The 13,456-nt window shown below is 42.7% G+C and carries 8 protein-coding genes and 1 tRNA gene; 4 read left to right on the top strand and 5 right to left on the bottom strand.

Annotated features, from left to right (window positions below):
- Positions 1-226: 226 nt before the first annotated feature.
- The gene (gene galE, locus M9189_RS09105; RefSeq protein WP_250722543.1) at positions 227-1,252 is read left to right on the top strand and encodes a UDP-glucose 4-epimerase GalE; all 1,026 of its coding nucleotides are present in this window, start codon (positions 227-229) and stop codon (positions 1,250-1,252) included.
- A 65-nt stretch (positions 1,253-1,317) separates the two neighbouring features.
- Positions 1,318-2,370 (top strand): dTDP-glucose 4,6-dehydratase, encoded by a 1,053-nt coding sequence (gene rfbB / locus M9189_RS09110; protein WP_250722550.1) that lies wholly within the window; start codon positions 1,318-1,320, stop codon positions 2,368-2,370.
- A gap of 123 nt (positions 2,371-2,493) precedes the next feature.
- On the opposite strand, the gene glmS is transcribed toward rfbB, so the two are convergent.
- The 3 genes from glmS to M9189_RS09125 all read right to left on the bottom strand — a co-directional run bounded on the left by glmS (position 2,494) and on the right by M9189_RS09125 (position 6,845).
- A complete protein-coding gene (gene glmS / locus M9189_RS09115; protein ID WP_250722552.1) occupies positions 2,494-4,329 on the bottom strand; it encodes a glutamine--fructose-6-phosphate transaminase (isomerizing) in 1,836 nt (611 codons plus the stop codon).
- 5 nt (positions 4,330-4,334) lie between these two features.
- A complete protein-coding gene (locus M9189_RS09120; protein WP_250722554.1) occupies positions 4,335-6,347 on the bottom strand; it encodes a DUF4954 family protein in 2,013 nt (670 codons plus the stop codon).
- Between the two features lie 222 nt (positions 6,348-6,569).
- Complete coding sequence (locus tag M9189_RS09125) at positions 6,570-6,845, bottom strand: GNAT family N-acetyltransferase (protein WP_250722556.1); 276 nt, start codon at positions 6,843-6,845, stop codon at positions 6,570-6,572.
- Between the two features lie 97 nt (positions 6,846-6,942).
- On the opposite strand from M9189_RS09125, the gene M9189_RS09130 reads away from it, so the two are divergent.
- The gene (locus tag M9189_RS09130; RefSeq protein WP_250722557.1) at positions 6,943-7,302 is read left to right on the top strand and encodes a DUF5684 domain-containing protein; all 360 of its coding nucleotides are present in this window, start codon (positions 6,943-6,945) and stop codon (positions 7,300-7,302) included.
- 189 nt (positions 7,303-7,491) lie between these two features.
- Positions 7,492-7,565: transfer RNA gene (locus M9189_RS09135), tRNA-Met, on the top strand.
- 344 nt (positions 7,566-7,909) lie between these two features.
- Here the strand turns inward: M9189_RS09135 and M9189_RS09140 are convergent.
- Entirely contained in the window at positions 7,910-9,856 is a 1,947-nt protein-coding gene (locus tag M9189_RS09140; RefSeq protein ID WP_250722559.1) for a glycoside hydrolase family 97 protein, read from the bottom strand.
- A 45-nt stretch (positions 9,857-9,901) separates the two neighbouring features.
- Positions 9,902-13,333, bottom strand: a complete 3,432-nt coding sequence (locus M9189_RS09145; protein ID WP_250722561.1) for a cellulase family glycosylhydrolase — start codon at positions 13,331-13,333, stop codon at positions 9,902-9,904.
- Positions 13,334-13,456: the final 123 nt, after the last annotated feature.

Genomic DNA, 13,456 nt, shown 5'->3' on the forward strand with positions numbered 1-13,456 from the left:
CATCTGTTGAAATAATGTTGAAAAGTCCCTGTCGCAATTGCTACCTTTCTCAAAGCCATAATCAAAGCAGAGGACAGGAAAATGGGATTTTTACAAAAAGCTGTCAAAAATCACATTCCTGTCCGCTATGTCCCGCCACCTGTCAATATTCTTCGGCAAGTTGATGTTTTTATCACTACTTTTACGATTGAAGTTCACGTTGGATAACAAACGAAGTTTTTAAATAATGGGAGAAAAAGTACTTGTTACCGGAGGGACCGGATATATCGGCTCTCACACGGTTGTAGAGTTGCAAAACGCAGGTTTTAAAGCAGTAATAGCCGACAATCTGTCAAACTCGCGCATAGAGGTAGTTGACTCAATCGCAAAGATTACAGGCAGGAAGCCTGAGTTTGAAAAGGTGGACCTGTCATCGGCAGAGGAGTGCAAACAGCTTTTTGAAAAGCATCCTGGGATAGGTTCGATTATTCACTTTGCCGCATATAAGTCTGTTGGAGAATCAGTTGATAAACCACTTGAATATTATCACAACAATATCAACTCGCTGATCAATATTCTTAACAATATGCACAGGCTGGGTATCAGACATATGGTATTCAGTTCAAGTTGCACGGTTTACGGACAACCCGATCAACTGCCGGTAACCGAGGAGACACCAAGAAAACCTGCTCAGTCACCCTATGGCAATACAAAGGCCATCTGTGAAGATATAATACGTGATTTCTGCAAGGCACAGGCTGATTATAGCTGTATTGCACTCCGATATTTCAATCCTATTGGAGCACATCCTTCTGCTCTTATTGGTGAATTGCCTCTGGGGGTTCCCAACAACCTGGTTCCCTTTATCACCCAGACAGCAGCAGGTATCAGAAAGGAGTTGAGCATCTTCGGGGATGATTACAATACTCCCGATGGTACAGCAATCAGGGATTATATTAATGTGGTGGACCTGTCAAAAGCTCACGTTGTGGCTATCAAGAGACTGATAGATAATAAGCAAAAGAATAACTATGAGTACTTCAACATAGGCACAGGTACGGGTTTAAGTGTTATGGAACTGGTGCAAACCTTTATCAAGGTTACCGGAGTCAAGCTGCCATACAAGATTGCCCCCCGACGCCCCGGTGATATTGAAAAAATATGGGCTGACACATCACTATCCAATAAAGAATTGGGTTGGAAGGCAGAGAAAAGCACAGAGGAGACTCTGTTGTCGGCATGGAACTGGGAAAAGCATTTCAGAGGCATATGAATAATTGCCTCTCACACAAAAAAAGGTTATTTTGCCATTTCTAAAAACAAGAACAACAATATACTATGAAGAAGATTCTGATAACAGGTGGAGCAGGTTTTATCGGCTCGCATGTGGTCAGGTTGTTTGTCAACAAATACCCGGACTACAAAATTTTCAACCTTGATGCCCTGACATATGCGGGAAACTTGGAAAACCTGAAGGATATAGAGGACAAGCGCAATTATGAGTTTATAAAGGGTGATATTACTGATCAAAAGACCGTAGGTCGTCTGTTTGCTGTCAACAAGTTTGACGGAGTCATCCATCTTGCTGCTGAGTCACATGTTGACAGAAGCATTAACAACCCGATGGAATTTATCAATACAAACATAGTTGGTACTGTTACCCTACTCAATGCTGCCCGTGAGCAATGGAAGGATGATAAAGAAGGTAAGCTTTTCTATCACGTCTCAACTGACGAAGTCTATGGTACACTTGGTGAAACAGGTATCTTCACTGAGGAGACTCCTTACGATCCACGCAGTCCCTATTCTGCATCAAAAGCCTCATCAGATCACCTTGTAAGAGCTTATTTCCACACCTATGGCCTGCCAATTGTAATAAGCAACTGCTCCAACAACTATGGGCCAAACCAGTTTCCCGAAAAGCTCCTACCCCTCGCAATCAACAATATCCTAAACAACAAGCCAATTCCTATTTACGGTAAGGGTGAGAACATTCGCGACTGGCTCTATGTTGAAGACCACGCAAAGGCAATAGATATAATATTCCACAAGGGTCGCATTGGAGAAACCTACAATATCGGTGGTATCAACGAGTGGAAAAATATCGATTTGATCAAGTTGCTTTGCAAGGTTATGGATAAGGAACTCAACCGTCCTGCTGGCACATCTGAAGGCCTTATTACCTATGTAAAGGACCGTGCCGGTCATGATCTGAGGTATGCCATAGATCCAAGCAAACTAGTCAACGAACTAGGATGGAAACCATCACTGCAGTTTGAGGAAGGCCTTGAGAAAACTGTAAAATGGTATCTTTCCAACCTCGATTGGATGAAAAGAATTATCTCAGGGGAATACGAATCCTATTACAGCGAACAATACGGAGGCAGGTAAATCAAGTAAGCGATAGACCTCTTGACATTATCATCAAACCAACACATCTGTCGTGACTACATAACCCCAAAAGTAAAAGCCTGAGATCTGCAAATCTCAGGCTTTTCTAATTGCTTTGCTATCTTATTCTACAGTAACCGACTTGGCAAGGTTTCGAGGCTGGTCAACATTGCATCCCCTCATCAGTGCGATATGATATGCCAGGATCTGCAATGGGATAATACTAATCATTGGTGCAATAGCTTCATGTGCTTCAGGTATTTCTATTACATGATCAGCCATACTCTTCACAGCCTTGTCACCCTTTGTCACTACTGCTATTACTTTACCTTTGCGGGCCTTAACCTCCTGAATGTTACTTATCATTTTTTCGTAGTTATTGTCATTCAGAGCAAGTGCAAAGACAGGCATCTTTTCGTCGATAAGTGCTATTGGTCCGTGTTTCATCTCAGCAGCAGGGTAACCTTCTGCGTGGATGTATGAGATTTCCTTCAACTTAAGTGCTCCTTCAAGAGCTACCGGGAATAGAGCACCCCTACCCATATAAAGGGCGTTTGAAGCATCTTTATATGTTGCTGCTATCTTTTCAATCTGGTCTTCTATTGCCAGAACCTCCCTGATCTTGTCGGGAACCAGGGTAAGTTCGTGAATCAATTTTTGATACTCTTCAGTTGATAGAATTTGCTTTTTGTGTCCCAACAGCAGAGCCATCATAGTGAGCACAGTAATCTGAGATGTAAAGGCCTTGGTAGAGGCAACCCCAATCTCAATACCGGCATGGGTATAAACCCCTGCATGTGTTTCCCGTGAGATTGAAGAACCGGCCACATTGCAGATACCAAGTATTGTAGCACGTGAGTCCTTAACCTTGCGGATTGCTGCAAGAGTATCGGCTGTTTCACCACTCTGTGATATAGCAATAATCAGGTCATTGTCAAAAATAATAGGATCACGGTACCTGAATTCGGATGCATACTCGACCTCTACAGGAATACGGGCATACTTTTCAAACAGGTATTCTCCCACAAGACCTGCATGCCATGAGGTACCACATGCAACGATAACTATCCTTTTAGCCTCCAGTAATTTGGGCATCACATCGCTAATTCCTCCCAGAAAGATCTTGCTCTCATCCATTGCAACACGTCCTCTGAATGTCTCCTGGACAGTCACAGGCTGCTCATGGATTTCTTTGAGCATAAAATGCTCGTATTCGCCCTTATCAATATTCTCGATTGAGAGTTCGATAGTCTTAATATCAGGAGTCTTGCTGTCATTATACAAATTCTTCAGTTCAAGCTTTTCTCTGGTAATTACAGCAACTTCCTCATCATTAAGGTAGATAACCTGATCGGTATACTCAACAATAGGAGTTGCATCAGATGCAAGGAAGTACTCCTTTTCACCAACCCCTATTACAAGAGGACTACCTTTACGTGCAGCTATCAGAGTACCGGGTTCATCTTCGCAGAAGATGACCAGTCCATACGCCCCAACCACCTTTGTCAGAGCCAGTCTGACTGCCAGTTCGGCACTCACCTTTTGCTCGAAATAAATATTCTCAATAAGATTGGCAAGTATCTCTGTGTCTGTCTCGCTGGTAAATTTATAGCCTCTGTTTTGAAGCTCCTTGCGCAAGTGGGCATAGTTTTCTATAATACCGTTATGAACAACGTAAAACTTACCCTTCATTGACTTGTGCGGGTGGGCATTTGTATCGCTAGGTTCACCGTGAGTTGCCCATCTGGTATGTCCCATTCCCATAGAACCGGAAATATCCTTGTCCTGAGATAGCTTCTCAAGGTCCATGACCTTACCCTTGCACTTATACACATTTATCTTTCCATTCACCAGTGCGATTCCGGCTGAGTCATAACCCCGATACTCCAGCCTTTGCAATCCTTTGATTATAATGGGATAGGCAGTTCTTTCACCTACATAAGCAACTATTCCGCACATATAAATTATTTTTTAGTTGTTTTCTTGTCCGCTACTCTGATTGCTTCTAGCTTGCTCTGTACTTTAGCAGCCAGGGCGCTTTTCTTTTCAATATGCTCTATTATATCCCTTACAGCAGGGTGCTTACTAAACTCCCCACGTACATTTTCAAAGTCCATAGCCTTTGTCTCAGCCTCCCCATCAATACCAAAGCCTGTCTGTGACTTGAGCGTGAATTCCTTCTTTGCATCACTGTACATCATCTCATCAAGTGACACTACAGCCCTTCTCCATTCTTCAACAAATGCCGATACCTCGTCACGTGTCACTGTCGACACATCAATCTTCATTTCCGCTTTAAGGGTGACCACTATCCAGTTCCATGCCCAGACGAAGTAATTGTCCTTCCACGCCCTGTAATAATCATTTATATTGTCGATGGTGTTTATCTCACCGCTCTCTACTGCATCAACAAAGTCTAATACAACTTCCTTTGGAACCAACAGACCGGCAACATCAATCCATTCGCCAGTACCTGTCTTCCCTTCAGGTCTGAGAGCTTCACGCATCTCTTCTTCGGTACTATAGTCAGCAAGCTCCAACTTTTTGACTAAACCGTTGCCAAGGAATTTGATAAGACCTAAACGGTAAATGGACAGTCCGCGCTCCAACGCGGACGCAGTTATCTTCACCCCATTGTACATAAAGTATTCCGATGCAGGACCTGATGTCTTTTGCAGATCCTTCAGTACTGCAATACCTCTTACTATTTTTTGAATAGAATAGGGACTAAGCAGGTTGAAGACTATGGAGTCTGGCTGCCTTCTAGCTTTGCGACGGTCACGCTTAGGCCATTTTTGAGCATCCCTTATTGTACCTATACTTCTCAGATTAACTGCAGGAGCAAGGAAACTCTCATCAGTATTTTCAATAATATATGAGAAAGGCAGGTCAGAAGTATCCGGATTACGATAGTGACGTCCCATCACCAAAGTAAAGGCACCAATTTTGGCAGGCCACAGAACATATGAATCACTGGTGGTCTTACTTCCCCGTTCCAACACTCCCTGATGAATAGGTCCCAGCTTGTACATATGATTACTTTGGTTGGATCCGCTACCTGCATTCAGGAAAGAATAATAACCTGCTATCAGCAATGTTGATTTGTGGTGACTCACTGTATATGGACCGGCAAATATCGAGCAGGCCTCTCCGTGAAATCCCTGACAATTGGCGAAGAACACAGAGTTTTCTGCCGAATATTGCTTACCTAGTACCGTTCCCTGGCCCACAAAGCAGTTTGTTACCATCGACATATCAGTAATAATACTACCACAGGAACATATAAAGTTTTGTGCTATTACACCTGGTCCTATATAGGCAGGATCTTCCTCACAACTATTAATAGTACCGTTGGTCAGTCTATAGACCCCTTCGATACTTGCAAATGGGCCGATACTTACGTTAATGATAGTACGACTGTTGATCAGATGAGCTCCCTGCCCTACTCGTCCCATGGTGGATGAGACTGATTCTGCATAAGCATCAGCCATGTCCATAAGATGTTGCACCAAGGCCGGTCTGTGTCTGTAGAATGCCATCAGATATGCAGTGTGGGCAGACAGTTCATCATACATTACTACCTCACGACCACCGGTCTCATTCAAAACAGCAATGCGGCAACCGTTACCAAAGCTAGACTTCTCAGTTACCGCCATTGAGTCGACACTCTCTATTACCACATCATTTTCGATGATATAATTGGCCAGGTGGTTTTTGACCTGGTTGATATATACATCATCTCCAATTATGCAATTATGGATAGAGGCATTATAGATACCGGAATATTTGGGAACTCCCCCGTCAGTATAAAAAGTCTTTCGAAGTACTCCTATTTTGATATCTCCGGAAAAGACAACATTGCGGATATTGTCGGCAATAAAACCTTCACTTACTTTCACTCGGTGCCATTCGCGACAGATACAACCATTATTTTCAAGTTGTCGGCGCTCGGCCTCAGAAAGATCTCGAAATTTCATCAGATCAGGATATTAGTATAACAATCCGAAAGTACAATAATTATATTATTCGGATTAATTCCATATAAAAACGAAAGTAAAACAAAATAAAATATGTTGTTTAACATCATCTTCGAAACATTTCGAAAACATAAATTATTTTTCAACCTATCTATAGACCGTACTTTGATAATTCAGACACATAAAAAGCTTTCGTAAATAAAATAACTTACCTATTCTTTCTTATGCTTCCAAAACTCTCCATTCCGGATGTCTTTTGAGGAAAGTGACTAAGTAAGGACACACAGGTATTATACGTACTCCATTATCCCGGCACCATTCCATCACAGCATGTGCAAGCCGGCCTGCCGCTCCCTGTCCGCGCAGGGTTTCTGGTACCCAGGTGTGATTTAGTGATAATACTTTTGGTTTATCCTCAGTATATTCTATATAGCATAGATGCCCTTCGACTACAAGCTCAAAGCGCCTGTCATCATTGTTATGCGAAAAATTGTCCATATTTTACGATGTAGTTTGAATCTTTTAACAAAAAAAATTGACAAATGTTGAGGAATTTATTAATTTGTTAAGTCTTTAACTTAAAACCTTTAAAATTATGAACATCTTTTTACTTGCAAACGAATCGATGTATGGCTTGCTTTGTATGGTGCTTGTCATCTTCTCTATCATCGTAATGTGGATGATATTTGAAAAAGCAGGTCAGGCCGGATGGAAAGCAATCATCCCAATTTACAACATGTTAGTACTACTTCAAATTGTAGGAAAACCATGGTGGTGGCTTCTTCTAATATGCTTTATTCCAATTGTGAATATAATTCTATCAATCTGGGTGATTAATTTACTGGCAAAGAGCTTTGGCAAAGGCGTGGGTTTTACAATAGGATTGATAATCCTTCCTTTTATATTTTTCCCAATCCTGGCCTTTGGAAAAGCAAGCTATACAAAACCTGCATAATTCTAACATAAAGGCAGACTGCCTGCTGCTATAAATTACTCCTCCCGGGCTCTCATGGGGTATGTGACTAAGATGATCTCTTTCCCACCTATTTCCCCATGAGGGTCCAATTTTTTTGATTTTTTTCGCACCTTGGGGTTGGAAGGAATTAAAGAAACCATTACATTTGCACACGCAAAAACCAAGGATGCCGAGGTAGCTCAGCCGGTTAGAGCGCATGATTCATAATCATGAGGTCGGCGGTTCAAGCCCGCCTCTCGGTACTTAGAAATCAAAGGGTTACGGTCTTCGTAACCCTTTCATTATTTTAGATTGTAACACATTTGTAACACAAACTCACTGTAACAGTTTTGAATTTGTTAAGGCGGCTTTTCTCAAATGTTAGGAGGCCGCTTTTTTCTTTCCCATGAGTCACCTCAAGTACTTCCATTACCACGAAGCAACCAGCCTACATGAGTTTCTGACAAGCAGGAGCTCTCTGCTTAATTGAATAATCGTATAAAAGGTCTTCTTAAGGGATATGTTATAATACAGACTACAAAAACAAACGGCAGCATTATTGCTTGTCCGCAATATTACTGCCGTTAAATATAAATTAGCCTGTTTCCTACTTTGTCATGACAAATCCACCATTTGGCTGGATTGTAACTGTATAGCGACCATTTTTGGCAACTTTCACGCTTTCTGAGTAGGAAGAACCATCCTTCCTGTCATTGTAAATTACAACTGTTTGTCCGGCAAACTCAGGAATCTCAATAGTAAGCTTCTTAGCTTCCTTCTCTGCATTTACTCCTGCAATGTACCAGGTATCTCCTGAACGTCTTGCAATAACTGCATACTTGCCAGGAATTCCATCTACATACCTGATGTCATCCCAAACAGTGGGCACCTTGCGCATAAAGTCAATGGCAAAAGCCGGCGCATCTTCAAGGTTGTTGGGTGTAAGTGCAAAGAACTGAACCGGGTTTTGGTAAAGAACTGCTGTAGCTAGTTGGAAGCAGTCTGTCGTGAGTCTCTTCTGACCACCCTTATTTCCCTTATTGAAATATTTGTTGAGTACTACACCACCAAATTCCATCATTGCAGCTGAGTTTCTGATGAAAGGATGCAGGGTTGCAAAGAATGCTTCGTTCTCACGGACATCCTGGCTAAACACAAGCATTTCAGAAGCTAGCACAGCCTCACTACCTACAAGGTTGGGGTACATTCTCTCCCATCCCCTTGGAAGCGTAGTTCCGTGGAAAACAACCATCAGACCATACTCATTTGCCTCAGTAAGGATGTCTTCATACAGACGCATAGTTTCCTGTTTGTCACCTCCAAAGAAGTCAGCCTTGATACCCTTAACACCTACCTGGCTCAGCCACTTCATTTCCTTCTTTCTTGCGGGAGAAGTGCTCATCTTATTTAGAGGAGTCTGGAATGCATCGTTGGCTGCACCATTAGTGTTGTACCACAAGAATACACCCACACCTTTAGAACGGGCATATTCAATAAGTTCTTCAGTCTTTTCATAGCCCATATTGGTATCCCACCATGCATCTACAAGGATAAATTCATAGCCCAATGCAGCAGCAAGATCTATATACTTAACCTGATCAGCATAGTTCATACTTTCATCCTGCCAGATGATCCAGCTCCATGTACCCTTACCATATTCATATTTTCTGGACGGCTCATATACCGGATCCACAACATCCCATGGAATAGTTGTCTCAACAATCGGTTTTAGAGTCTCTCCAACAGTGATGGTTCTCCATGGAGTAACACCAGGAAGACCTATTTGGGCACCAGTGCTACCGAATCCGTTGTTTTGTCTTGGATCGGGATAGTTTACAGTAAAGACTCCGTCATTATAACTACTGAGATGTGCAGCACAATACTGGCTTGTAACTCCTGTTTCAGTCAACAGCATCCAGGCCTTATCACCTACTCTGAACAGGCCAGGGAATACATAACCTTCACGTGACTTATTGTTTTCAATAGGACCTCCTGCTTCATAACCACTTTCATAACTTGGGGATGTCCTTGCAAAGGCAACCATAGGAAACATCATTGGTGATAGATAGCTGGTTGTTCCCTGAGGAAAGCGGAAGCCAGTAGCTTCCTTTTGAACAACACAAGCTCTGGTATCACCCCACTTTTCAAGTTCATACCTGAAGGCAATGTTGTTGTTGCTGACCTGAAACAATACAGAAATCTGCCTGTCCTTTGCATCAGCAAAAGTTGTTTTGAGGCTGTTTGCCTCATATGAGATTTCCGACTTCTTAATCCTGTCCTGAGTGTATTGCTTGGCAACACGGTCAGTTGCAGAATCGACAAACTTCAAATTGCTGCTGAAATCTCCTTCATTTGTAGTAAAACCCAGAGGTGAATTTTCAAGAACTACTGCACCCTTGTACTCAACAGAATACGCCGGCTTCCCTTCGTCCAACACCACCTTTACAACCAGTTCCCCGTCAGGGCTGCTCACTGTTCCAATCTGTGTTGCAAACATGCCAACACTGGAAAGCGACATAAATAACGCAATCAGTTTCAATCCTTTAAGCTTCATAATAGTACCTGTATTTAAATTGGAATAATTATTTCTAAAAACAATTTACCACTTTTTCATTGATTTGGAAGTTATGATACTTCCATCAGACCTATACTGTCTCAACAAGACAACTCCATCATAAGCAGAAGGATCAGTAAGCCGCTGGCCATAGACGTTGTAATACTCTTCTTTGACCACCACAGGTGCAGCAGCATCTGGATTCCTTACCGAAGTCGATCCTTCAACTAATCCTTTGAGGCTTATCTGTCTTGGATATGCACCCTGAGAAGTGATATCCAGTATTCCGTTTACCTGCCCCTTTGTAAGACTCGCCTTTATTCTGATAAAGATACTGGTCTCTTCAACTTGTCCATTTGTTGGTATCAGTTGTAAAGTCTGAACATATTCCCCATCCTCTGTCAGAGCTATCTCATAACCTGCAGGGGCCTGAATCCGGATATTCTCACTCAACACAACACCAGAAATTTTTACTTCCTTAACTAGGGACGTAGCATCCTGAAGATTATATACAAAACCCGTAAGCTCAGGCACCTCTCTTTCTGTGGCACCATCAATTCTAATCTCAGTTATGTCATACTCAGGTGAATTTGTCAGGAAAACATCCTCTATCACAAAGGGGATGTTGCCAAAAGACCAGAAACCGGCAATGTAGATGGTTTTCGGATTTAGATAAGCTCCTCCGTCATCCTTTTTGGCATATCTCAACCTCACCACTACTTCACGATTGCTGTCAAAGGCAAAAACAGCAGGTGACGACCAGTAATTTGGCTCATCATATAACCTGAAATCAGCATTTGCATTATTTGGACCACCAAGACGAACAACCAGATACTTGTAATCAGAGATGTCCAATCCGTCATATTGCCATCCACCAAAACCCCACTGACCGGTGATCATGGTACGGGTCTCTTCATCGAAGCTTCCCTCATCCCAAATATTTGGATTTACATAATCCTCAAGCAAAGGGAAAGTACTTGCCTTCAATCTTGTGGAAATCTCCCTATTTCCACCAAGCGGACCAGTGAAACTGATAGTCATTGAGGATTCTCCTTCATAAAAACTTCTGATAATTCCATTATAAATGCTGAACAAAGCAGGATCATCAACCTCATATTGAGCCTCACTTCCAACATCTTTACTGCTTCCATCCGCAAAGACAGCAATAACCTTTAGTTTCTTAGTTCCCTTAGTTTGAACAATAAGTTCATCTCCCTCCTCAATATATAGGTCTGTCAAAGTCAGCGACTCTTCAGAGTACTGTTCAAAGCCAGCTGGATAGTACATTTCTTCCGAGAAATCCGGTTCAGTAGTAAACCAGTCAACATCAGCAAAACCACCAGCCTCAGCAGAGGACCTGTAAAAGAGTCCATAACGCAATCCGCTACCTGTACTCAGTAGCTCATCAAAGTCTGCCTGATGAGTGTAGTCCCTGTTGTCAAAGCTTGAATAAAACACTCCATGATCATATGATGTCATCTCGACTCTCAGATATATCTCATCAGATTCTACAGGTTCAAGTTCTAATCTAGCTCCATCTTTGTACACAACCAGTATTTTGCCGCTTTCGCCTGCTTCAATACCGATACAGTTGTCTTCATCTCCTACCAGGGCAAGTCCGGTAAAATCACCAACTTTCATACCTCCAGTTTCAAATCTGGCTCCTGCATATGCCTTCCCTTCTGAATCAGTATACAACATCACCCTTTGGGTGAGCATTACATCCGGATAAAGTCTGAGGTAACCCGCTCTGTCAAGCAAGGAGAAGGATTCTTCCGAACCACTCATCAGGCTCCATTGTGGAGCCAACAACCAATTGCGAAAATTGTCATTAGTTTGCAATTCATATCGGGGTGAAGACTTTGCGGTCCTGGGTTTTGCAATCTTATCAGCCACACGGTCAGCTGTCAATACTTCAAACTCCCCATCACTATACTCTACAGGCAATAATATGGGTAGTTGACCCAGCACTCCGGAATCCTCGCTTATGATAGCCCACCACTCACCGGCAACAGTCTCAATCAGGCAACCGGATTCCGGGTTATCCTCATCAATCCATCTGACCTCATCCAAAGGCAGTTCATCAGCCTTTACATCACTATATGTCCAGTTTACCAGATCGCTGGATTCCAGAACGGTAACAGTAGGTTGAAAATCCTGATTACCTGAAACCAGGTAGAAAGTTCCATCCTTCCTAACCACAGCGGGAGCAGGAAAATCACCTCTGATTACGGGGTTCGAAAAGGTACCATTACCATTATCGGCCATGGCTATAAACTCAAACTCAGGTTTGGGCTCATACTCTTCGGCATACTCCTTAAACCAGTGATAAACCGGCCATGGACAGGCTTCCGGATCCGTCAGAAAGGTATAGGGTTGCCCGGGAGCAGGTGCTTCATCCTTAAACTGTGCCAACAGATGGGCATCAGTAAACAAAAGCCAGCCTACATTGCCGGTGTCGTCAACAATCTTCTTGAAGTTTGCACCAAAACCATCACCACCGGCTGTTCCGGTTATTGCCTTTCCCCATGAGGAGTTATACTTCGCAGGTGCCCAGTCCATCTCTGTCACAAGGATTGGTGCAAAATTGGCAACAGGTGTGATCTGTTCATCCCATTCACGCTTAAACACTTCATAGCCATCGGCACTACCAAACCAGCCGGGATATACGTGAATAGCATAACCTATATTTTCACCCTCTATAGGGTTTACTGCATATCCCTTGTACTGGGCCTGATAACCAGATCCGGGTACCCATAATACATTCTGAAATCCGTTTTCACGAATCTTGTTCACTACAGGCTGGAAGATTTCCTTCAAAACATCGAAGTGAGCCTGGGTGTTTGAACCTACACTACCGTCAGCAAGACGAATTCTTACAGGCTCATTTGCAAGTTCAAACATAATCTCCTCTCTGTACTTAATCTTTGGATGTGCTGACACTATATCCCAGACCTTCAGCAGATAGGCTGCATAGTTGTATTCATCCTCAACACCAATAACCTCGGGACAAACACCCGGAGGACGCATAACAACATATAGCCCCTTGGAGATGGCATACTCAGCCATCGGGACAAATACTTCATCAAGGTACTTTCTGAAACGTGTCTCATCAAAGCAGTTGGGCAACTCATGTCCATCAGGCTGGCACCCCGGGGCATTGCTCCAATACGGGTCCATGTGTAGTCGGATGAAATTCACCTTCCAACCGGCAGCCATAATCTTGTCTATGATCCCCTTATTATAAGTCAAACAGGCATTTACATCATAGTTATTCCATTTCGACCCCTGTTCGTTAAACCAAGGGCTATAGGTCTGTACAAAACCGTGAAGATTGATAATATTACCGTGTGGGTCTTTCAGATATCTGCCTTCCACCTTAAGTCGAGGTGTGGCCATGCCTTCCCAGGCCTTTAGTTCGGGCTGAATCGAAAACAACAGAATTACTAAAAACAAAATAGGTGAAAATCGGATCATAGATTTGGGCTTTTGATTTGTTTTGATTTAGGCTTTAATTGTAATAGGTTAAAATTAACTCAGGCTGAATCATGCCAGTTGTTCTTTTAGATACAAATGTTATGAAATCAGATAAACAATCCC

It is taken from the genome of Xiashengella succiniciproducens, assembly GCF_023674465.1.
GTDB lineage: Bacteria > Bacteroidota > Bacteroidia > Bacteroidales > Marinilabiliaceae > Geofilum > Geofilum succiniciproducens.